At 35.2% G+C, this 23,252-nt stretch carries 21 protein-coding genes and 2 tRNA genes; 12 read left to right on the plus strand and 11 right to left on the minus strand.

All coding sequences use genetic code 11. From position 1 onward, the window contains the following. Positions 1-1,467: a DUF5687 family protein gene (locus tag OO013_RS06220; protein ID WP_266055835.1), complete on the minus strand. Its 1,467-nt coding sequence runs from the start codon at positions 1,465-1,467 to the stop codon at positions 1-3. Between the two features lie 142 nt (positions 1,468-1,609). Between OO013_RS06220 and OO013_RS06225 the strand changes: the two genes are divergently transcribed. Beyond that, the gene (locus tag OO013_RS06225) at positions 1,610-2,344 is read left to right on the plus strand and encodes a DUF4184 family protein (RefSeq protein ID WP_266055836.1); all 735 of its coding nucleotides are present in this window, start codon (positions 1,610-1,612) and stop codon (positions 2,342-2,344) included. A 56-nt stretch (positions 2,345-2,400) separates the two neighbouring features. Next, positions 2,401-2,568, plus strand: a complete 168-nt coding sequence (locus tag OO013_RS06230) for a PLDc N-terminal domain-containing protein (protein WP_266055837.1) — start codon at positions 2,401-2,403, stop codon at positions 2,566-2,568. Here the strand turns inward: OO013_RS06230 and OO013_RS06235 are convergent. The 3 genes from OO013_RS06235 to OO013_RS06245 all read right to left on the minus strand — a co-directional run bounded on the left by OO013_RS06235 (position 2,565) and on the right by OO013_RS06245 (position 3,593). Then, complete coding sequence (locus OO013_RS06235; RefSeq protein WP_266055839.1) at positions 2,565-2,933, minus strand: TM2 domain-containing protein; 369 nt, start codon at positions 2,931-2,933, stop codon at positions 2,565-2,567. The two genes, OO013_RS06230 and OO013_RS06235, sit on opposite strands and share 4 nt — an antisense overlap. Next, the gene (locus OO013_RS06240) at positions 2,897-3,205 is read right to left on the minus strand and encodes a DUF2752 domain-containing protein (RefSeq protein WP_266055840.1); all 309 of its coding nucleotides are present in this window, start codon (positions 3,203-3,205) and stop codon (positions 2,897-2,899) included. The genes OO013_RS06235 and OO013_RS06240 overlap by 37 nt, the downstream gene beginning before the upstream one ends. A gap of 315 nt (positions 3,206-3,520) precedes the next feature. Then, positions 3,521-3,593: transfer RNA gene (locus tag OO013_RS06245), tRNA-Lys, on the minus strand. A 214-nt stretch (positions 3,594-3,807) separates the two neighbouring features. Between OO013_RS06245 and OO013_RS06250 the strand changes: the two genes are divergently transcribed. From OO013_RS06250 to OO013_RS06280, 7 genes are read left to right on the plus strand one after another with little or no spacing between them, the layout of a single operon-like run. Beyond that, a complete protein-coding gene (locus tag OO013_RS06250) occupies positions 3,808-4,497 on the plus strand; it encodes a DUF2064 domain-containing protein (RefSeq protein WP_266055841.1) in 690 nt (229 codons plus the stop codon). Positions 4,498-4,527: 30 nt separating this feature from the next. Beyond that, positions 4,528-7,524 carry a TonB-dependent receptor plug domain-containing protein gene (locus tag OO013_RS06255; protein WP_266055842.1) on the plus strand — a complete coding sequence of 999 codons (2,997 nt, stop codon included), beginning with the start codon at positions 4,528-4,530 and terminating at the stop codon, positions 7,522-7,524. Between the two features lie 9 nt (positions 7,525-7,533). After that, positions 7,534-8,748, plus strand: a complete 1,215-nt coding sequence (locus OO013_RS06260) for an ABC transporter substrate-binding protein (RefSeq protein ID WP_266055843.1) — start codon at positions 7,534-7,536, stop codon at positions 8,746-8,748. 11 nt (positions 8,749-8,759) lie between these two features. Continuing rightward, positions 8,760-9,602: an ABC transporter permease subunit gene (locus OO013_RS06265; protein WP_266055844.1), complete on the plus strand. Its 843-nt coding sequence runs from the start codon at positions 8,760-8,762 to the stop codon at positions 9,600-9,602. Then, positions 9,586-10,377 carry an ABC transporter permease gene (locus OO013_RS06270; protein WP_266055845.1) on the plus strand — a complete coding sequence of 264 codons (792 nt, stop codon included), beginning with the start codon at positions 9,586-9,588 and terminating at the stop codon, positions 10,375-10,377. Before OO013_RS06265 ends, OO013_RS06270 begins: the two co-directional genes overlap by 17 nt. Next, complete coding sequence (locus OO013_RS06275) at positions 10,377-11,099, plus strand: ATP-binding cassette domain-containing protein (RefSeq protein ID WP_266055846.1); 723 nt, start codon at positions 10,377-10,379, stop codon at positions 11,097-11,099. Before OO013_RS06270 ends, OO013_RS06275 begins: the two co-directional genes overlap by 1 nt. Then, positions 11,099-12,022, plus strand: a complete 924-nt coding sequence (locus OO013_RS06280) for a radical SAM protein (RefSeq protein ID WP_266055847.1) — start codon at positions 11,099-11,101, stop codon at positions 12,020-12,022. Before OO013_RS06275 ends, OO013_RS06280 begins: the two co-directional genes overlap by 1 nt. Positions 12,023-12,045: 23 nt before the next feature. Here the strand turns inward: OO013_RS06280 and OO013_RS06285 are convergent, their stop codons facing one another. Both OO013_RS06285 and OO013_RS06290 read right to left on the minus strand, forming a co-directional pair. Continuing rightward, the gene (locus OO013_RS06285) at positions 12,046-12,411 is read right to left on the minus strand and encodes a hypothetical protein (protein WP_266055848.1); all 366 of its coding nucleotides are present in this window, start codon (positions 12,409-12,411) and stop codon (positions 12,046-12,048) included. 392 nt (positions 12,412-12,803) lie between these two features. Then, positions 12,804-12,876: transfer RNA gene (locus OO013_RS06290), tRNA-Lys, on the minus strand. A gap of 144 nt (positions 12,877-13,020) precedes the next feature. On the opposite strand from OO013_RS06290, the gene OO013_RS06295 reads away from it, so the two are divergent. Continuing rightward, the gene (locus tag OO013_RS06295) at positions 13,021-13,707 is read left to right on the plus strand and encodes an SH3 domain-containing protein (RefSeq protein WP_266055849.1); all 687 of its coding nucleotides are present in this window, start codon (positions 13,021-13,023) and stop codon (positions 13,705-13,707) included. Between the two features lie 318 nt (positions 13,708-14,025). On the opposite strand, the gene OO013_RS06300 is transcribed toward OO013_RS06295, so the two are convergent. The 5 genes from OO013_RS06300 to OO013_RS06320 form a co-directional block, all read right to left on the minus strand. Beyond that, the gene (locus tag OO013_RS06300; RefSeq protein ID WP_266055850.1) at positions 14,026-14,709 is read right to left on the minus strand and encodes a DUF6989 domain-containing protein; all 684 of its coding nucleotides are present in this window, start codon (positions 14,707-14,709) and stop codon (positions 14,026-14,028) included. Beyond that, a complete protein-coding gene (locus OO013_RS06305) occupies positions 14,702-15,832 on the minus strand; it encodes an oxygenase MpaB family protein (RefSeq protein ID WP_266055851.1) in 1,131 nt (376 codons plus the stop codon). Before OO013_RS06305 ends, OO013_RS06300 begins: the two co-directional genes overlap by 8 nt. 948 nt (positions 15,833-16,780) lie before the next feature. Further along, positions 16,781-18,298 carry a BspA family leucine-rich repeat surface protein gene (locus OO013_RS06310; RefSeq protein ID WP_266055852.1) on the minus strand — a complete coding sequence of 506 codons (1,518 nt, stop codon included), beginning with the start codon at positions 18,296-18,298 and terminating at the stop codon, positions 16,781-16,783. A 273-nt stretch (positions 18,299-18,571) separates the two neighbouring features. Next, the gene (locus OO013_RS06315) at positions 18,572-19,378 is read right to left on the minus strand and encodes an SDR family oxidoreductase (RefSeq protein ID WP_266055853.1); all 807 of its coding nucleotides are present in this window, start codon (positions 19,376-19,378) and stop codon (positions 18,572-18,574) included. A 62-nt stretch (positions 19,379-19,440) separates the two neighbouring features. Next, a complete protein-coding gene (locus OO013_RS06320) occupies positions 19,441-21,351 on the minus strand; it encodes a T9SS type B sorting domain-containing protein (protein ID WP_266055854.1) in 1,911 nt (636 codons plus the stop codon). Positions 21,352-21,426: 75 nt separating this feature from the next. Here OO013_RS06320 and rlmD point away from each other — a divergent pair, with 75 nt between their 5' ends. Together rlmD and OO013_RS06330 are read left to right on the plus strand one after the other, a co-directional pair. Further along, positions 21,427-22,845, plus strand: a complete 1,419-nt coding sequence (gene rlmD / locus OO013_RS06325; protein ID WP_266055855.1) for a 23S rRNA (uracil(1939)-C(5))-methyltransferase RlmD — start codon at positions 21,427-21,429, stop codon at positions 22,843-22,845. 1 nt (position 22,846) lies between these two features. After that, positions 22,847-23,221, plus strand: coding sequence for a hypothetical protein (locus tag OO013_RS06330; RefSeq protein WP_137091991.1), 375 nt, complete (start codon positions 22,847-22,849; stop codon positions 23,219-23,221). The last annotated feature ends 31 nt before the right edge of the window (positions 23,222-23,252 follow it).

Genomic DNA, 23,252 nt, shown 5'->3' on the forward strand with positions numbered 1-23,252 from the left:
TTAGTTTTCTTTAAATCCGGTTGACATAATATATTTTCTTTTTTCAAGTCTCTTTCCGATTGCTTTGAAAAATAACTTCCGAAGGCTTATTCCTATCACTCCAATCATTCCCAACGATATCCATGCTATTAATTCAGATGAAACCAAAGATATCAACCAAAAGAGAATACATGGACCGGCAAGAACCGGGATAATAGCAAGATAGTGATGACCGCTTTGACCTTGAAAATTAAAGCTAGCTCCTTTTCCAAGATCAATTCTTTTGGAGTTAAATGTTGAGAAAAAGAAATACATTGGAACCAGGGTGCCCATTGCAAATATATATGCGAATATGTGGTGATATGCTAATGCAGGATCAAGAAAAGCATATCCTAAACTTAGTAGAGTCAAACCTCCGCAATAAGCAGCAATAAGCCTGAATTTCGCTTCCATATACTCACTGAAAGAAATTGGATTTGTTATCAGATGATCGAAATAACTACTTTCTAATGACCAGGTGAATTGTAAGTGTTGCATAGCAAACATAGAGGTTACAAATATGGCTGCGAATACTAATATCCATTGCTGCTCACTGTAAGTGTCATTAGTGTAAAAGATAAGTCCGTATAACAGGAAGACAAACGAAATAAATAATGGCTGTTTGGTTCGCTTATTTCTCAGAATCAAACGAGTTTCCAATTCCATCAGTTGACCAATCTTACCATATTTCTTACCAAAAGAAAGGTTTGTGGTCAGGCGATCGTTATTCGACTTTTTAATAGAAATTTCATCCAGATATGCGTGGTTATACATCCATAAGAATGAGACTAAATATGCTAAAACCGGATAACATAAAGTAACTAAATATAGTAGTGGCTCCTCGGTTGCTCTTGTTAAATATTCAGCGATATTTGGCGTAATCGGAATAATTTTAATCGAATCCAGATAGATAATAGCCGCTGTAATCAGTAATAAAATAATTCCGATAAATGGAGACGAACCACCTTTCTTTTTTAGATAAAGAGCGAAAAAGTGATTACCTGTGCTCATAATAAGTAAAGTCACCCAAATCATCCATTTATTATCCAGGTCATACTGATAAATAAATGGAGTAAAAATCATTAAAGGAAACAAGTAAAAAGCATCGAAAACAGATGAAAGTAATACTGAATTAACAAGGCTTTTTCTTTTAAATGGGTGAAGTATATACCGCTGGAATTTTACCGCCGGAATATCCATTAGGAAATATCTTAAAAGAATTTCTGCCAGGTAATAGTAAACTATAACTGTAAAAAAGCTCGTTAGAATTGGATTGTCTGGATAAATACCTCTTAATATATCTCCAAGAAAAAATCCTAATGATATAAATACAGAACTGAAATAAATAAACAAAAATGCCATAACAAGCATTATTGCCAGGTTTTTGGAAAGGATTTTTGAGCGAAAAGCTTCCAGAAACCGATGTTTAATTAGAGTAAAAAACAACATAGTATTTTTTGATTGAATAATTTTTATAAAAATGTTGAATAAAAAAAGATTAACAAAATGATATTTATTTCAGTGGTTAATAATCATGATGAATTGTTATTAAGTATTTCATTTGTAATTTAACAATTGATACAAATTAGACATGCCGTTTACTTTATCACATACTATTGCTGTTTTACCATTAAGGGGAATTAAGCTGTTAAGTTTAACTGGCCTGATAATAGGCAGTATGACTCCGGATTTTGAATATTTTATACGAATGAGTCTGAAAAGTGAATTTAGTCATGACTTTTTAGGCGCATTCTACTTTGATCTTCCTGTAGGGATAGCTTTTTGTTTTATTTACCATCAGTTGTGTAAAGAGTTTATAATCGATAACTCACCACCCTTTATATCTGAAAGAATGGTGAAATACAGAGAGTTCAGGTGGTGGTCCTATTTTAAACAAAATGCAATTTGGATTATAGTAAGTGTTTTGATTGGTGCGTTAACACACGTGGTTTGGGATTCATTTACTCATGGGAATGGATTTATGGTAGGCGTTTTTCCATTTCTTAAAAAGGGGATACCCATTTTTGGAACTTCATATCCAATATTCTACATGATTCAACACGTTAGTACTGCGATTGGTCTTATAATATTTTTTTATTGGTTCTTAAAACTTGAAAAAACTGGAGTGAAGAAAAAAGGTAGTAGTTTAATGACAGTATTATTTTTGGTGATAGCAGTGGTGATTTTTATAATAAGAATAATCATCATGGCCGAGCATAAGGAAGTGAAAATAGGGCATGTGATAGTGATATTTATATCTGCTATAGTTTACTCAACAATTATTACTTCTGTTATCTATAAATATAAGACAAGGAAAAGCCGTTGAAGATAAACGTTTAATTAATTATTAATATCTTATAGAAAGTAAAAAGAAGAGTTTTTATGGAAAAGATACTTTATGTTATTGGATTGGTGTGTATGGCCTGGGTGATATATGATGTTTGGTCAAAAGACAGGTATGATAATCTTGGTAAAATTATATGGACGATCGCAGCCATATTTTTTAATATTCTGACTGCGATCGTATATGCTATTTTTGGTCGGCGCTAACCATTTGATTTCATTAAGCTCTGTGTGATAGCTACAGATTCAACAGCCATTTTTTGATTAAATTCTATTGTAATTCTTTTATAATTCACCAGGTCAACTATCGTTCCAATAAAGCAAAGACCGGCAGTGAAAAAGTAAAGAATTCCAAGTCCGATTTCACCAGTAATGATTCGCTGAATACCGGCGATACCGAAAAATCCCACGATTGTTAGTATAAGAATTAATTCGCTTGACTTTCTTTTTCCTGAATAGATTCTTGAAAAAGTTCGAAATGATTCGTTCGACATGTCTTTTGTCAATTCATTTATCATTACGATTTCTTCACCCTCTACACCGGGGATTTCCTGTATGATTCTTTGATGCATTTTAGTGATAATTTATAGATTCTCATTAAAAGTATTAATAATGCCGGAATAGCAAGGAAGTGGCTTTCAAAAGAATTATTCAGTTCTCCATGAAGTATATGATGTATTCCTTTTCCAAGTCCGCACCCCGGGCAAAATTCAAATCCCATATTTGACAAAGGACACAAAGTGAAATGATTGCCTGAAGGCGAAATAATATATAGTGCTATTAAAGCTCCAATCCATATTATTAATTCATTGTACTTTTTTATCCGATTGATCAAAATGTTCATTTATGGTGGTAAACTAAAATAAATATTTTAATAACTGAAATTAATTTTGATAAGGGGGAGTATACGTAGTTTATTCGGTTATATAAGTTTTGTTTATGGCAAAGATTGGTTATAGAGTAGTTGCTATCTCTGTAATTAGCTTCTGTGATCCCATCACGAATCCTATTAATGATATTGTTAAGTAAGGTGGAATTAAATGAAGATCAAGTATTTATATTGTTAGTGTTTAAGGAATGTCAGGGTAACGTAGTTTTACTTTGGTGGCGTGGGGTGAGAAAATAAAAAAGCCTCAACATTTATCTGCTGAGGCTTTTGTGATCCCGCTGGGGCTCGAACCCAGGACCCTCTCCTTAAAAGGGAGATGCTCTACCAACTGAGCTACGGAATCTTATTTTATTAGTCCATTTATGGTTAGAATTTGCTCCGTTTTTCCTTAAATGGGATGCAAAGATATGTAGCCTGTTTAAATTTGCCAACCTTTCTTTATTTTTTTTTAAAATTGATTTTTAAACGTCTGATCTTACCATTTTTCGCAGCATTTATTGATAGAATCTGTCAACTCTCCGACAACCTTTTCCAATAATAAAGCTTAATATTGTATAGTGAAGTCTTATTCGCAAAATACCGCCATCCTGTTCTTTAGCAGGACTCCAAAATCAGAGTCTGCAGTACGGGTTGTCCATGGTGATAAAAGTAAAAATCGGCAAATAGTTAGTTTGCTTATTCGGGGTATCAAAACTAAGTTGAATTCGACTGGTTTGCCAGTTTACCAATACGATGAATCTATACAGGTTGGTAGTAATTTTTCGGAGAGACTCACCAATTCTATCGAAGATCTGTTTCAAAAAGGTTTTAACAATGTGATTACTGTCGGAAGTGATAGTCCTCAACTTTTGGATATAGATTTTTCATTGATTCAAACTGAACTTGAAAAAGGAAATGTAATATTAGGGCCAACTCAAAGAGGTGGTGCTTACCTGATTGCCATCCCTTTTAAATCATGGAATAGAAAAGATTTTAAGGAAATCCCCTGGAATACTAACCGTGTATTTGAATCTTTAAAAGATCTATATCAAGGCTGTGTTGTTAAGTCTAGGTTTACAGAAATACACACATACAAAGATATAATCACAGTTATAAAGAAGGGATGTAGTAATGATTTTGTTCTACAATTAAAGAGATTGTTAAATCTTGATTATTACCAGCCTAATTACTCTGGGTTTTACCAGTCTGAAATCTTTCTCATAAAATCAGAGCGCGGACCACCACTTCCTGTATCTCTTCATTTTTAAATTATCAATTGACAAAAATTAAATCTATTAATGAGACCATTTTATATAATGGCCTTGTTCACTATTTCATCTGCTTTTCTTTCGTTAGGTCAGGCCAGTATGGAAATCAGTGTGGTATCTGTGGAAGATAACAGGCCAATTACAGAAATTACGATCTTGATCCAAAACGAAAATATTGGATTTTTGAAAGAAGTGAAAACTAATCAACAAGGGAAAATCCGACTTAATGGATTAAGTACATCCGGAAAGTATAGTTTAGAATTTACCGGTAATGAGTCTTTTACAGCCTTTTACCAGGATGAACTCAGGTTGCGTTCTAATCAGAAAGCAAGCTATGTTATCGCTCTGTTGCCAAAGAAAACGAGGCAATTAGAGGAATTTACAGTAACCTCCGGCGGACTGGCAAAAATCAATACTGTTAATGCTGAAGTTTCCTCAGAACTTCAGCAGTCAGATATTCAGAACCTACCTGTTGAAGGTAGAGATATAACCAGAGCATTATACAGGCTTCCCAACGTTACTCAGGCTACCGGATTTTTCCCTGAGGCTCCCAATGTTTCAATAAATGGGGCAAACTCATTGTATACCAACTATCTGATTGATGGCATGGAAAATAATGAGAATTTCCTGGGGGGAATGAAATTCAACGTTCCTGTTGGGTTCACTCAAAACATTACTGTTTTGACGAATAATTACAGTGCTGAATATGGATGGACTGGTAATGGTATTTTTAATGTTACGACCAAGTCAGGCACTAATCAAATCGATGGAGAAGTATTCTACCTATCTCGTCCGGGGCCGGTGATCGATTCTTCATCTCCATTCGCTCAAAGAGATTTGAGTGGCAATCAGGTCAAAGATGGTTTTATGCGACATCAATTCGGTTTTGGAATTGGGTCACCACTTAAAAAAGATAAAACTTTTCTTTACCTCAATGCCGAACAAACTTTTGATACAAAGGATAATTTGCTATCATCTCCTGAACTTGGGGTTAATGAAACAATCCGCGGATCGAATAGATTTTCCTATTTTTCTACAAAAGTTGATCATAAGTGGAATAACCGTGTCAGATCCTCGCTTAGAGTTAATGCAGGATTGATCGATATAGAACGACAGGGAGGAGGGTTAGAAGGCGGTGTGTCATTTCCGTCTGCCGGTAACACTCAAAAAAGAAATTCGCTTTTAATTGCCTTGCAGAATACCTATCCTCTCGGAGGAGGAATTGCAGAAACTAATTTTCAATATGGTAGATTCAAGTGGGATTATGCAACTCCGGAAAATCCCGATGATCCACAGGTGGTTGTTAGAAATCCCGATGGTCAGGTAATAGCTGTATTAGGTCATCCAGGTTATGTGTTTGATCAACAGGAAAACACTATAAATTTCCAACACAAGCAGACCTGGATTCTTAAAGATCATTCTTTTAAAGCGGGAGTAGAATTTATCAGCAGTGATCATCAGTTATTTGGAGGAGGTAATCCTAATGGCAATTATGATGTAAAGCTTAATCAACAGCAGCTTGATGAGCTGGCAAGCCTTAATAAAGGGGCAAATTTAAATGTGAATGATATCCCTTCTGATGTAGAGGTATTGCAATACAATGTTGAGCTCAGGCCGCAATCGTTCGGGAAAATACAAAACAGATATAGTATTTACCTTGAAGATCTATGGTCGGTCAATTCAAACCTCAACCTGACTCTCGGATTAAGGTATGATTATGATAATCTTTCTGCTATTGGAGGTAGTGATGGGGATTTTAATAACCTGGCTCCTCGTTTTAATGCGAATTATAAGCTGAATGATAAGATGAGTGTCAGGATGGGGTATGGGATGTTTTATGAAAAGATCCTATATGCAGTTGTCAGTGATGCATTACAGCAAAACACTACAGGATCTGATTATAAAAAGCAACTTCAGGCTTTAATTGATGCAGGTGATTTGCTAGCAGATACTGATGTTGATCAAATAACATTTGATGGAAATCTCACAGCAACTTTTGATGGCTCCGAAATTACTTATTTAAACGGTCCATCACCTGATGAAGTCACAGGAGAACGAGATGCAATTTTTTCAGGAGAGCGAAGAATTTTAAATCCTGAAGGTTTCAAAAACCCGGTTACACATCAGTTTAATATAGGTTATCAATATCAGGTCAAAAATAATGTTTTATTTTATGCAGACCTGATTCATACAAAGTCTTATAATTTGTTCAGGCTAAGAAACCTGAATGCCCCGGAAGCCTATTCAATAGTTTATGATCCAGATTTTACGCAAGAAGATGTCAGATCAACAGATGAGGCTGATGCTACGCGGACAATCCCTATAATTGATAATTCTGCTATCATAAATGGTGAAACCTTAACCGGTGTAGCAAGAAATGTGGTTGTGTCTGAATCGGAAGGTGAATCGAGATATTGGGCATTAAATTTAAACCTGATAAAAGATAAAGCTGATGGTGATTTTGCCTACAGGCTGAGTTATACTCTCTCTAAGCTTGAAAACAATACTGAAGATATCAATTTCAGGGCAATGGATGCCAACAACTTTGAGAGAGAGTGGGGACCATCGATTAACGACCGTAGACATGTGATTAATGCAATGTTATATTATTATCCTGTTGATGGGCTTATAGTATCAATGGCTGCACTTATCCAGAGCGGGCAACCTGTTAACAGAATTCCTGACGGATTTGGTACGACCGACCTCAATGGTGATGGGTCTTCATTTGGTGATGCTTATGTTGGTAATTCAGATAGATATCCCGGTGAAAGTAGAAACAATGACAGACTACCCTGGTCAAATACTTTTGATCTGGGAGTTCAATATCATTTTGATCTTTCAGATAATAAACTTGAACTGAGAGCTGATGTATTTAATTTATTTGATGCTGTGAATTACAGTGGATATAGCAACAATGCAACACAGAGTAATCAGATCCAGGCCGGTCCAAAGAGCAATAATACCTTTACCTTCAGAAATGCTGCACCACCAAGGCAATTTCAATTTGGAGTCAGATATTTATTTTAATATTTAATGATGTTGAGAAATATAATTTTCCTATTTGTAATTATTCTTTCAGGATGTAATTCGGAAAAACAGCAAAGTGATAAAGGTGAAGAGATTTCTGATGATTGGAGTGAAGTGCTAAAAAGTAGCAGAGGAAAAAAAGTTACCTGGATGATGTGGCAGGGGGATCCATACATTAATAAATATGTTTCTTCATATGTCGTGCCTAATGTGAAGGAGAAATTTGGAATTGATCTCGAAGTAGTCTCAGGACAGGGTAACCAGATCGTTAGTACTTTGATCGCAGAGTTGGAAGCTGGTAGTTCTTCCAGTGAATTAGATATGGTATGGATCAACGGGGAAACCTTCTATCAGTTACGACAGATCGGAGCACTTCATGGCCCTTTTCTTGAAAAACTGCCTAACACAAAGTTTATAGACTTTTCCAATAAATTTATAAACAAGGATTTTCAACAGTCAATTGATGGCTATGAGTGTCCGTGGGGAAATGTGCAGTTAGCTTTGATTTACAATAAGGATATGGTCGAAGAACCGCCGAAAAGCCTTAAAGAGTTAAAAACATGGGTGAAAGATAATCCCGGGCAGTTTACACTAAGTAATGATTTTACCGGGATAACATTATTAAAATCCTGGATGATTGGCTTGTCCGGGGATCCTGAGTTATTTACCGGTGAATTTTCAGAAGAGGTTTATTCCAAGTATAGTGATAAGCTTTGGGATTATATAAAAGAAATTAAGCCGTACTTATGGCGTCAGGGAGAAACATTCCCTGCTAATATAGCCCAGATGCATCAATTGTTTTCTAACGGGGAATTAGCATTTACAATGAGCAATAACGATGGTGAAGTTGACAATAAGATTTTGCAGGGGCTCTTTCCTGAATCTTCGCGTGCATTTATATTCAATGAAGGCACGATCAGAAATTCTCATTACCTTGGAATCGTAGAAGGATCAGATAAAAAGGAAGCTGCTGCCGTGGTGATCAATTACCTTATCAGTCCCGAGGCTCAATTACACAAAATGAAGCCTTCAGTTTGGGGAGATGGTACTGTATTGTCATTGAATGAATTGCCAGATAGTTTAAAAGTTGCTTTTGAATCTATTGAAGAAAGAAAATATGCTCCCGATAGAGAGGAGATTTATGAGCTGGCATTAGAAGAACCCGCTCCAGAATATATGATCCGGCTTTTTGAGGATTTCAGGCAAAAAATTATTGAACAATAATCTTAAATTTTTTGAAGAAGAAAATCCTCATATCGTTTTTTCTCGTGATAACAGTAGTTCCGGTGCTGGCCGGACTGATATATGCCTTTTTATATAGCTTAGGCATAACAGGTGTGATCAGTAAAGGATTGACTTTCAGTTATTGGAAGGAAATATTATATTCTTCCGGTTTTTTTCTGTCTTTGTTTTACAGTCTGATCATTGGTGCTATAACAATTTTTATTTCCTTTTTCATAGCATATTTTATCTATCCCTTTTTTATAAATGGTTCTGGTAAAGGACAATTGATAATGTTTATTCCCCTAAGTATTCCGCCAATGGTTTGGGCATTTTACCATTATCTCATGTTCAGTGGAGCTGGATTTATTTCCAGGTTATCTTATCATTTAGGGTTGATAAGTAATCCTGGAGAGTTTCCTGTCTTGGTCAATGATAATTTTGGAACTATCGTCATTTTGACCCATGTAGTCATGGCGTTTCCTTTTTTCACACTTTATTTTATCAGAATTCATAATTCAGAGAAAATTGATAGGCTGACTACTCTGGCAAAAAACTTTGGAGCATCTGATTCAGAAGTTAGCTGGCGGGTCAGGCTTCCAATAATATTTTTAAAAAGCCGTGTATTATTGATCTTGTACCTGGTGTTTGTAGCCGGATCATACGAAGTTCCTTTATTACTTGGTAGCCAGTCTCCAAGAATGATTACAGTATTTACCCTTGAAAAAATGCAGCGATTTGACTTGTACGACAAACCTGTTGCTTACGGAGCTGCATTTTTATATGCTATAGTTGTCTTAATTATTGTTTTATTTTCACTTAAGAGATCATTTAGAACAGATGAAGGTAGAGTTTAGAAATGTTTCCAAAGTTCTTATTTATTCAGTTATCGTATTTCCGATAATCTGGATATTTATTTTTTCTTTGTTTACAAACTGGGCTTTTCCCTCCATTTTTGGATTTGGTGAATTTAATATCAATATATGGGAAAGGTTATTAGACTCAGAAAGCCTTTTACTAAGTGGTTTGCTGTTATCTTTAATCATTTCATTGATAACTGCTATCTTATCAGTGTCTCTTGGCTTTGCAACTTCAGAAGTGATATACAAATCAAGGTATAAAAATACATTACTACTTTCAGCTTACTTTCCTTATGTTTTATCTCCTGTTGTTTTAGCATTATTGCTACAGGTCTATTTTGTTAAAGCAGGGTTATCCGGAAGTTTGATCGGTGTGATTGTTGCTTTATTTATGATCGTCTATCCTTATTCGGTGCTGTTTTTTGTGGGATATTGGAATGAGAATCTGATAAATATGAAGCAATTGGTCAGAACACTTGGCGGAAACAAATTTTCCGCATGGACAAAAGTCGTTATTCCTGTAAGTAAGCCAGTAATCAGTCTGTGTTTTTTTCAGTGTTTTATTATAGCCTGGTTTGAATTTGGGCTAACTAATTTACTGGGAGTTGGAAAAGTGAAGACACTGCCTGTCCAGATCTATATGTACATTCAGGAGGCAAATCCTTATTATGCAGCAGTTGCTTCTTGTCTAATGATTGCACCACCGTTATTTCTTTTATTTATAAACAGGAGGTGGATGTCCGAAAGTATAAAGTTTTCACCGTTGAGATAATGTTAAAGGTAACTAATATATCAAAGAATTATTCAGGAGTTGAGGTGTTGAAGAATATCTCCTTTGATCTGCAGGTAAATAAAACCTTAAGCATCCTGGGGAAATCAGGAGGAGGTAAGACTACGTTGTTGAAAATAATTGCCGGCCTTTTGAGACAGGATAGTGGAGAGATTTTATTCGATAATATCAATATAAGTGAAAAAGCTCCTGAACTTCGCAAAGTGGTTTATTTATATCAGGAACCACTTCTTTTTCCTCATTTGACTGTAAGAGGTAATCTGGAATTCCCTTTGAAGTTAAATAAAACATTATCAAAAGATATGATTAAGAGGAAAGCCGAAGAAATGGCCGAAGAGTTAAGTATTGCTGATCAACTGGATAAACATCCTGGCCAGCTTTCGGGAGGACAGAGTCAACGGGTCAATTTTGGAAGAGCATTGTTAGCAAGTCCCCGGTTGCTGTTGCTTGATGAGCCTTTTGGAAACCTAGATGCTCAAACAAGAGCGAGCATGCAGACGTTTTATAAAAAGGTGGAGGAAGAACATCAGATTACCTCGATATTCGTTACACACGATTTAAAAGAGGCCCTTATAATGGGTGACAGGTATGGGTTTTTAGAAAATGGAAAAATAAGGGAATATTCCTCCCTGGCTGAGATGCAAAAAGATTCGATTACAGGATTACAGAATGAAATTAATTTTTGGAAGGAACTTGAAGGATAATGAAAGATTTTAATCATGTAGAGTCTTTATACTGGGTTTTTACACAATTGTGTAATGATAAATGTGACCATTGTTATAATAATAGTGGTCCACACGGAGCCAGGATTTCTGAGGAAGAATGTTTAAAGGTGATCGAGAATATGCCAGATAAGGTAGATCGGTTAATTCTTTCGGGTGGAGAACCTCTCGCAGAGAAAAAGAAGTTGTATTTGATCCTTGACAAAATCAAAGAAAAATATGGTGACCAAACCCAGGTAATGCTTCAAACCAATGGCGACCTTCTAACCAGAGAAATATTGGTAACCTTGATTGAGAAAGGGATTACACGTTTTGACATAGCCAGTATAGACAGATATCATAAACACCAGGGGAATCGATTAATGGAGCTTTCCGATATCTTTGAAAGCTGTGGAGTAAGTGGTGATGATAAGGACCCGTTAATAGATAAAGAAAATTATCTTAAAAAGGAGAGAGTGACCTGGGGCTATTGGGGAGCTAATGAAGATATGTGGCTTGGCGGAAATTGGGCGAGAGGCAGAGCTTTAAAAAAGAATATTTGGAAAAAGGATCCTGAACATAATTTCTGTGGAGTGTTGAGTGGCGGTATAGGTTTTTTAAATGGAGGTGAAGATATTCCTCAGGAAATCAGTATTCAATTGTGGGCGATAAATCCGTGTTGCCCCGGAACTGTGGATGCTATGGGAGACGCCAGAAAAGAGAAAGTAAGTGAAGTGTTGAAGAAGGTGTCGGGACATCCTGTGTTTGAAATGATAGATAAGGGAAATCCGTTTAAAATGGGAGAATCAATTGGTGTATCGGAAGAACATGCAAAGAAAAGATGTGGGGAATTAAAAAATGTATGTCTTTGGTGTGATGAGTTTTTTAAGCAGCATTTTGATATGAAAAATATGGCTAAAAGGTAGATTTGGATCAGCTGAACCTGTTTTTAGTATTCACCCCTGATTAAAAATTCAATTTTTGAATATTTGTTTCGGCCATCAGTTATCATATCCAGGCATTGTCTTAGACGGTTTTTATTTTTTAAGTTTTTAGCAATTGCTATTGGGAAAACGATGTAATGCCATGCTTTAATTTCAGAGGGTTCATAAGTGAATTCTGGAATCTCATTGGTGATTTCAATAATCTCTTCATCCTTGACATGTTCCAGGATTGATTCTTTAAGATTTTTTGAATATCTGGAATAAGCGTTAATAGCTGCAGGAAGAGGTTTGCTTTTCAGAACCTGATTAGCCTGAAATTGGATGGTATCTAGCTTTCCGATAAAAGTTTCAATAGTAATAGCTGGTCGCATAATCGAAATATTTAATAACTGTAATGATATCAAATCAGTATATGATATGCTACTCTGCCTTTAGCTAAAACTTACATGAAATGAAAAATTAATTAATGACTTGTTTTTCTGTTGAGATAATTGACATATCACTAATGGTGTATTTTACATCGGGTTTTTAAATGATTTGATTGAAAGAATTTTATGTTTCAAGGAAAAAAACAACTAATTGATTACCTGTGAGCATCATTTTCAAAATGAAAAATTACGATAAAATCATTTATAGAAGTAGAGAAACTTGACAATCCTTTTTGTTCATTATTGATATCGATGATAGGTTTAAAAAAATCAGAATTGTCAGGGATTATGATGGAGTAAAAAAAAGCCTCAACATTTATCTGCTGAGGCTTTTGTGATCCCGCTGGGGCTCGAACCCAGGACCCTCTCCTTAAAAGGGAGATGCTCTACCAACTGAGCTACGGAATCATCGTTTTTTTAACGTAAATTAAGGGTTTCAAGCTTGTTTTAATACCGTTGTTTCCCTTAATTGCGATGCAAAAATAACCACTCAGAGGTAAAATGCCACACTTAAGAATTATAATTTTATTATTTTTTTCGACCTTCCTAATAATGGCACAGGAAGAGGGGAGTGAAATGCCTCCAAAGAAAGTTTTGCAAAAAGCTGATACTCTGTTTGTTCAGGGTGAATATACAGAGGCTTTTGATCTTTATGAGAAACTTTATTTGGAAGAAAAAAAATATTCAAATTCGATGATATTGAAGATGGCTTACATCAAAGAAGCCCTTCAGGAATACCCCGAAACACTTTATTTGTTAGGTGTGGCTTATGATAAGACAAGGAATAATGTCATCAGGGAGCACATGGCCAAAATTGCTGATGAGAATGATTTTAAAGGGTACAGTGTGGATTCTGATTCAGCCCTGGCTTCTTTTTATCAACGATATAAGAATTATATCCTTGTAGTTAATTTGGCGATAATTATTTTATTAACTGTCCTGGTCAGGGTAGAGAGAAAGAAAAATAAATCATTCCCTATTGCCTCCTCAATATTTTTCTTTGTGTTTTTAGGATTTCTCGTTTTACAGGTAAACTTTCTTACTCCAAATAAGAAAGGGATAATTTTTGAAGAGAAAACCTTTATTATGGATGGGCCTTCAGCAGGAGCCGACCTGATCAAAACTGTTTCTCCAGGTCACCAGGTCGAGATCATTGATGAGCAAGATGTCTGGGCTAAGATCAAATGGGAAGGTACTGAGGCTTATGTTAAAAAGAAGTCTTTGAGGTATATGATTTGATGTCAATTTCAGAATAAATAATTCCTGAATTATTATTTAATCACCAAAGATTAGTTGAATATTCTTAATGAATCTCCAGGTATTTCATGATTAATCTTCATGAAGTGCTCAATATTCTAAAAACTTAAATCAGCTATTATTAAAGCTTTTCCTTTTTAAAATGTTAAAGCCCCCAATATATTTGGAGGCTTTATTAAATGTTTTTCAAAAGAATGCTAACAAGTGAAGCTATTCCATAAAGTTAATCTCATCTTAAAATAATAGCATACCTGATTTTTCTGAGATCGCTTATTGTGCCATTTTTATTTGGACAAATCTTTAAGGGAATAATTGATATGCAATATAGGCAGTTGCTAAAATCCATAAACCTAATAACGCCCCTGAAATAGCAGACCAAATAAGCTTTTTATTTATTGAAATAATTATCAAAACAGGAAGAAGCATGAAAAAGAGTGCCTCACAAATAATTATAAAATAAGGGACATCCATGAACATTGAACAATCAGCATAGTGCCACCATCCGGCATTTCTGGCAAATTGCTCATAGAAGGGAATGTAGATTGCGCCACCAATTGTAATGGTGATACTTGCAATATGGACTCCTTTCCATTGAGCTAGTAATATACTATAATAACCTAGCTGTATAATTACGTTCGCCCACGCGAAAGGCATGTAAAGAGGAGAACTTAGAATCATTGGTCCTTCTTGTGGGTAGTTTAGTTTTTGGATAATTGATGCAGAATAATGATCTCCAAATATCTCGGTAAGACCGGTTGCCAATCCAAAAATAATCAACTTAATCATCAGTAAATCTTTTGAATAAATTGCATAGATGATAAAAAATCCAAAGATGAAAAATGTGATTTGCTGGGCCGATTGCCACCCAAGTTGATTGTATGAACTAATTATTGTCCATGCCATCATAATAGTTTGCGTGCCTAAGATAACTAAAGTGTTTTTTTTGCTGGTAACTTTGTTATCCAGTGTTAAAAGATTAAGCATATAGATAATTGTTTTGTATAGTTTTATTTTTAAACTCGATTAATCCTTCAGGTAAAATTTTATGCTGAAGCCGAAAGACCCTGGTCATAAATTGTATTATCATTTTATCCTTCAGGTTTTTCGAATCTCTAATTCCAAGGATAGTTGAGATATTTAAATTGCTTGCTTTACTTACATCATCAGTGAAATGGGAAATAATTGATGATGGCGTAGAGTTAGAAAGATTACCAAAATACATGGAATTGATATATTGTATCCATTTGTTAGTAAGTTCTTGTCCATGAATAGAAGCAGCTCCCTGATGTTTTATAATATTAATGGCTAACTCCCAACTCTTTTCGTGATTGTCAGGTACTAATTCCGGTACAATACCTAATAAGTGCCCGATTACCCTCCAGTAATGAGTATAGGCCTCTTTTTCCTCTTCTGTCAATGATATTTTTAATTGATCAAATCCTTTTAATACAATCGGAGAGAATGACATTAACGTCCCGGCCATATCCTGCTGATTAAGAGGTAAGCCATAGCTAGAGGTATCCCATTTTTCTGAATTCAATTTTTTGTTTTTCAGATAATATCGGTTTAATGCGTGTATCAACCTGGATTTTCGGATATATTCTAAACCTTCTCCTTCTATTGATAGTCCGTCAGGAGAAAAAGATTTATGAATCATCATCATTGTTTCTTTCAACCTCCGGGAGATGATTGATTTCGAATCTGTAGACGGAGACATTTTTCCTGTGATATAAAGTGCTTTGGCTCCATTACTGCATACATAACAAAGTGGTAGAGATTTAAATGTTAGTAAAAAACATATCTCCATGTTGTATTTGCTGTAAAATTTTTCGCCTTTCCTGATTAACTCAGGATCTACCCATAAAGGTAAATTTCTTGTCTCTTCTAAGAATTCAATAATACTTTCCCTGATTGGTACATGTAAATTGTTGGTGATTCTATCAGGTGTTTTTATTTCTCTGATCAGACCAAATATTATTTCATGGAGTCGATGACCTTCATTGTGTCTAACAATATTGGTTATAATCGAATCTGAAAGGGGGTCTCCGATTAATCTCCAGGGATTTAATGGGTGATTGTTAGCATCATTATGATTGGTGTAATCCATAATTTTGTGGAATGGTGGTTTGGTTTGATTGAAATTCAGGTTGAAACGTGATTCGAAAAATGCCTCGTTTCACACTTTTGAATAAAAATTGGTTAAAAGATTACCTATTTTAAATTGAAAAAAATATTATGAATTTTAAAAAAAAAAATAAATATCCAGTTACAAATACTAAATGTTGAAAGAATGACTTTTTTAGCTGCTAAAGTATAATTTCAGTTGAAAAATCATGGCTGAAAATACCAGGCCAATAATAAAACCTTAATTAATTTTTTACAAATAAAATTGTTTAAAAGTTGTTCTTCAATACTTTCCTAATGATCGAATATTGGAGCTAAGGAATAATAGATTGCCTTTTTTATTTGTGATATAACATCCTTAATATTTGATCTATTCCTTTAGGGGGGCTTCAATAATGTAACCTTTTTGATCTATTATCTTGACTATTTCAGACAATGTAGAATTTGTCCTTCCCTTTTTTATTCGTGAAGTAAAGAAGGACTAAAGGTTCTAATAATTTCGATACAAATATTGATTGGTGTTTCTACATAATTGTTACCAGGCAATTTACAGCTTGAAAAACCTAATAAAAGGAAGGTAAAAAAAATGTAGTACTTGTTCATTGTGTTTTTTTAGAAATACATATCCTGATAAAAAAATGAAGGGAGCAGTAAAGCCTTTTATAAAAAATATTGTGTGCTTTTCAAGAAGAGATAATCCTCATCTCAACCCTCTAATTCCTTTTATAATTATAGTGATATTTGGTTGTTAATAAATTCCAGTTACAGTCAAAAAATAATTATTTTAAAAGTCGGTACGAAAGTAATAATTAAATAATCTAAATAAAAAAATATAGAAGTTTTTGGATAAGCATTCAATTTCAAAGCGTCTGGTTATTAATCTAAAAAAAGCTGCCCGATTGGACAGCTTTAAAATTTTAGTGAATTAGTATTATTGATTACAGGTAAGAGTTGGCTTAGGTTCAGTCCAATTAGTTGCAAAAGCTGCAAATTCGGTACAACTAGTAACCTGATCTACATCCCAGGCTGATAAGTTTTGATTGAACGCTGAAGCATAGTAAAACATTCGTGTCATATTCGTAACACTACTTACATCCCAGCTGGAAATATCCTGATTAAACGTATTATTATGTGCAAACATCCATTCCATTGTAGTTACGCTACTTACGTCCCAATTTGAAATGTTTTGATTAAAGGCATTAGCTTTATAGAACATTAAATTCATATTTGTTACGTTCCCAACGTTCCAACCTGATATATCCCCGTTAAAGGCGGTAGCTTCAAAAAACATGTTTTCCATATTTGTAACACTACTTACATCCCAGGAAGAAATATTCTGGTTAAATACATCAGTTCTACCAAACATGTAGTTCATATATGTTACACTACTAACATCCCAGAGACTTAAATCCTGATTGAACGCACTTGCGCCTTCAAACATGGCTGTCATATCGGTTACATTACTCACATTCCAGGTAGTAATGTCCTGGTTGAATCCAGTGGCATTTCTGAACATGGATTTCATGTTAGTGACTTTGCTGACATCCCAAGAAGATAAATCCTGATTGAAAATGGTTGTATTACCAAACATATGACTCATGTTCGTGACATTTGATACATCCCAGGTAGAAATATTTTGATTGAATGAAGAAGCCTGATAAAACATACCTGCCATATTTGTGACACTACTAACATCCCATGAAGAAATGTCTTGATTGAAATTTGTAGTTCCATAGAATAAGCCCCTCATGTCAGTTACATTACCTACGTTCCAAGTCGAAATATCCTGATTGAAAGCAATTGCTTCACTTAACATGAAAAACATGTTTGTCACATTGGAAACATCCCATGCAGAAATATCCTGATTGAATGATTTTGCTATATCAAACATATAGCTCATATCTTTTACATTACTCACATCCCATGCAGAAATGTCTTGATTGAAATTTTCTTTTAATCTGAAAAGAAGTTTCATGTTGGTAATATTTGTCGTGATTACCTTAGTGACATCCTCATTATTTGCAACCATAGTATAAAGCCTGGTGCTGTCAACAATTTCATACATTTGGCCATTATAAGGATATTTCTTTCCAATTTCGGCTTGTGGAAGGCAGTATAAGGTAACGCCATTTTCAGCTAATTTGATCATGTCAGCATCAGTTAGTTCCCTGAAATTGGCTATTAGATTGATGTCTTTATCCATCGTTATTGTCAATGGATTCTCATTTGAAGTAATGTCGCCGGTCCAACCGTTAAAAAAATTTCCTGTTTCCGGAGTTGCTGTTACTTCAATTGTTTGTCCTGATAACACCTCTTTAGTTGATGGATTAACAGATCCAAACCCTTCTACCTGAGTTGTCAATGTGAATGACTTAGTTACCTCTTCCTCTTCTTCACAGCTGGTTATCCCAAACAAAAGAATAAATAACAAAATGTAATACTTGTTCATTTAAATAGATGTTTTAGTTAAAAAAATCATTAAAAATAGTATGTGAGGGGGTTTCCCAAAAAATGCGCGTTATCCTGTTTTTAGTTTTAAATCCCTATGAAAAACCATTGTTGTTTTGTTTTTCAAATCAACTAATAATTCGCTTTTTATACATTTCGATTTATGAAGGTAACCCTGAGGGGGTTAGGATTTTAAATACCACTTTGCTTAGAAGAAAAATTAGAACGTACTTAATGCTTAGATAGAAATGCAGGAATAGTAATTGTGTGATTTTTATTTCACAGGCGATCCTTCTTCTTTTTTCATATGATTATACACCATCTTATCGGTTAGCTTGGGGAAGAATTTATTCAGTAATCGTCCCATCTTAGTTTCAAAGCCCATGTATAATTCTCTCTTTTTCTTTTTTGTAGCCTTGAATATTCTCAATGCCACTTCTTCTGATGACATCATCTTGCCTTCTTCGTAAGGTGATTTGCCCTGAGCTTCTCCTTTAGCGGTTAGAGCAGTATTCCGTATATTAGATTCCGTAAAGCCAGGGTAAACAGTCATTACGTGAATGTTATGAGGTATAAGTTCCAATCGTAAAGCTTCAAGAAAGCCCCCTAAAGCAAATTTAGAAGCAGTGTAAGCTGTTCTCGCTGGAGTTCCTTTAAACCCATTGAATGATGAAACACCTATAATATTACCTTTTGACTTTTTAAGATAGGGGAGTGCGGCCTTAATCAGGAAAACCGGACCGTAAAGATTAACATTCATGACCTTTTCAAAAACCTTCATGTCCAGATCTTCGAACATAGCCCGCATACTAATTCCGGCATTGGCAATCAGGATGTCAATACTTCCATAGGTGTTGATCGTTTCACTTACAGTTCTGTAATTATCATCTTCTGATGATGAGTCGGCCTGGATAGCAAGGCATTCAATACCTTCAGATTTAAGTTTTTCTTTTTGCTCTTCCAGCTTTTCAATATTTCTGCCTGTAATAGCTATTCGAGCTCCGGCTTTACCAAATACCTCTGAAAGAGCTTTTCCAATTCCTGAACTTCCTCCTGTAATTAAAACGACTTTATCCTTCATCCTGAATTTAATTTATCTGCAAAACTACAATAAATATGGATAAAGCTTAATCGCTTGCAAAATCAATTGCCTCTCAATAAGGAGATATGCCCTTTGTAACTTCGGTTTGTATACTTAATCTCATAAAAATAAACCCCGGCAGAATTATCGTTTCCATCCCAGTAGAAATCTCTTTCCTTAGTATGGTAAACCTCCTGGCCCCAGCGATTAAGAATGGTGATGCTTTCGTATTGATTTGCACAGTTATCCGGTGGAAGAATAAATGAATTTTCGCAATTCCCAAATTCACAACTTACAAAGGCATCATTTATACCATCACCATTAGCTGTAATCACGTTAGCAGGTTCATAACTATCAAAATTAGATTCGTCATCAGCTAATGTAATGGAAACTGTGGCTGTGTCAAATTTAGGATTACACTTATCGTCATCTTTCACCAGTATCTGCATGTCGAATGAAACTGGACTCAGATCTGGATTCAGATCAGAACACTGTGGATTCCAGCTCAAAGAACCATTTAATTCATCAAATTGGGATTGGTATCTGAATTTTAAACTGTCGGGCAGGTCTCTGGTATTTATACCCATGAGTTGGGCAAATATAGAATCAGAATCAAGATCATAAGCGTCAAATGGTAATTGAAAATTATCTCCGGGAGTGATCGTCACTTCTGTTCGATCCAGATTTAGATCAGGAGCTACATTATCCTGCCTTATGATCGTCAATGATATTCTTAAGGTATCTGCTAATGGTTGAGGACAGTTATCGTCTATTGCCACAAAGTCAATGATCATAGGTTCATTGATAATATAAGGACAATCAGGAATACAGATGCTAGTTTTAAGTGTGTCTTCACTTCCATTCAGAAATCCACTTTTAATACTAAAGAGTCCATCAATATCTGATGCACTGAAATTGACAGGGATTGCCTTGATTTCAACATTTTCTCCACCATCTTCATCCTGAATAAAGAAATCGAGACAGGTCTGATCTTCTCCAGTGAAAACAACTTCGATATCATTTTCCGTGATTTCATTAGTTTCCGGCTCATTAACTGTCAGTTTGGGTTTATTGCCTTGCGTTGGGCAGTCAATAATAAGCATTTGAAAATCACGTCTAACTTCTCCGATCTTTTTCCCATTTCTAAATTCTTCTACTTTAACAGCAAAGACAAATAAACCAGTAAGTGAGGGGTTCAGAAAGATCAGTCCATTTTCTGAAATTGATATTTCAGGATTTCCGGGGATCATATTAGTTGCTGAGAAACCAGGTTTAAAAATGACTTCCGGATAGGGAGCAGGCGTAGGAGGTGGAGTAGGGATCGCTTCAATTACACTTAAGGGATGAGCCAGAGAATAAACAAGACTGTCACCATCAGTATCTACTCCTGAAAAATCAGCTTCAAAGTATCTGTTTACACATGCATAATCTCTTAGCGGTTCAAAATCTATAGGAGAAGAGTTTTGAGTGGGATTGCCTTCAATATCTACAACTGCGGGAAACTCAGTATAAAAAGTTTGACCAGCACCTATTCCACCAGTTTCAGGATCTGAACTATAGATGTTATCTATTACGTAGTTTCTACAGCATCTTGCCCACGTTATATAATATCCTTCCTGATCGTTATAAATCTTAGGATCAAGAAAAACTGTGGTTTCATATACTATTTTTTTTGTTCGTAATCTGGCATCCACACATTCGGGCTGTGTATAAGATACCGGGATGTCATAAATCTTGGGTAAAATTAAATTTGCACGGTTTGCCCCAGTCCTTTTTTCCCATAAATAGACCATAACCTCTGGATCTTCTGCACCTGGTAAACCATTGACCTGGTCAAAATATAAAGTCATTCTCACTTTATAGTTAAAGCCATTCTGGTGTTGTAAAGTTATTTCTCCACCAACTATATGAGATGCTTTGGTTTGATAGAATGAGGTTATAAAAATAAATATAACGATAAAAATATTTTTCATAACGTTATAAATATAGCATTTATACTTGATTAATATGGTGTTGACCTTTTTACTTTTTTATAGTTTTGCAATCTGATGGGAAGAAAACGCAGAATAATAGACTCTTTAGAAATCACGGGGATCGCTGATAAAGGCCGTGGAGTGGGCAGAACCGACAATAAAGTCGTTTTTGTAGACGGTGCGGTGCCTGGTGACATTGTAAAAGTTAAGATCAATAAAAATAAACCTTCATATGCTGAGGGAAAGGTTTTAGCTAACTTATCTCCATCCCCTTTCAGGGAGGAAGCCTTTTGTGAGCATTTCAGATTGTGTGGAGGATGTAAATGGCAGGATCTTGCTTATGAAAAACAGCTTGAATTCAAGCATGTTCAAGTCGTAGAATCATTTAAAAGAATCGGAGGGGTTGAAGGTGTAGAGATAGAAAGTCCTTTAGGTTCTGAGAAAACTACTTTTTATAGAAATAAGCTTGAATATACTTTCAGCAATCAACGATGGTTGGAGGAAGATGAAATTGCATCGGAAGAAGACCTGGATAGAAATGGCGTCGGATTTCATATTCCCGGTCGCCACGACAGAGTAGTTGATGTGAAAAAATGCTGGCTACAAACGGATTCAAGTAATGCGGTCAGAAATGCCTTGAGGGATTTTGCTAAGGAAAATAATCTATCTTACTATGATTTTAAATCACACTCCGGATTATTAAGAAACCTCATTATTCGAACCTCTTCTATTGGGGAATTGATGGTAATCGTACAGTTTGGAGAGGACCAACCTGAAAAGATTGAATCTGTAATGGATTTTCTCAAGAATGAATTTCCTGAGATAACCAGTCTTCAATATATCATTAACCTAAAGAAAAACGAAACATTTTTTGATCAGGAAGTGATCGTTTATAACGGTAAGCCTGATATTGAAGAAAGAATGCCTCTTAGCAAAGACAGCGATGAGTATCTTTCTTTCATGATCAGTCCGAAGTCATTTTACCAGACAAATAGCGATCAGGCTTTTGAATTGTACAATTTGGCCAGGGAATTTGCTGACCTGAAAGGAGATGAGATTGTATATGATCTGTATACCGGTACTGGGACCATTGCTAATTTTATCGCTTCTTCTGCTAAAAAGGTAGTTGGGATAGAATATGTAGAGGCTGCAGTGGAAGATGCCAGGATAAATTCTTCTAATAATAAGGTTGATAATACTGTTTTTTATGCTGGAGATATGAAAGATCTCCTAAATAAAGATATGTTTGAGAAAGAAGGGTATCCAGATACAGTAATTACTGACCCTCCCAGAGCAGGAATGCATAAAGATGTTGTAAATGCTTTATTAGAAGCACAACCTAAGAGAATAGTATACGTTAGTTGTAATCCTGCTACCCAGGCGAGGGATATAGCCTTGTTAGCTGATAAATACGAAGTAAAAAGAATAAAGCCGGTGGATATGTTTCCTCATACTCACCATATTGAAAATGTTGCACTTTTAGATCTTAAATAAAATGCAGAACGATCCGGAATTAAATTTAAAAGGGAAATATCTCGGAACAATTACTAAAGATTTTGCGGTAATTGCTGACACGTTAAAAGAAGCCAGTTACCAGATAAGGTCAAGAAAATTTAGTGAGCATCCGATTTTTCCAGTTTCAAAAGTGGATCAGCCGATCGGACAGATGCTGATCGCCAAAGAAGAAATGGCAATAGATTGGAATGTTTATGCTACTTATTTAGATGAATTTGTTCAGCGTAAACTTATAGAAGAAGATAAAGTTGAAGAATTTAAACAATCGTATAAGGATCCGGATGAATTTTGTTGCCTGTTTGTAGTAGATCAGGATTTTACGAATTTCATTTATATCCCTTATCCGGAAGATTAAAAAAAGCCCCGAAATTTTTCGGGGCTTTTTA

Source organism: Mangrovivirga halotolerans (assembly GCF_026241165.1).
GTDB lineage: Bacteria > Bacteroidota > Bacteroidia > Cytophagales > Cyclobacteriaceae > Mangrovivirga > Mangrovivirga halotolerans.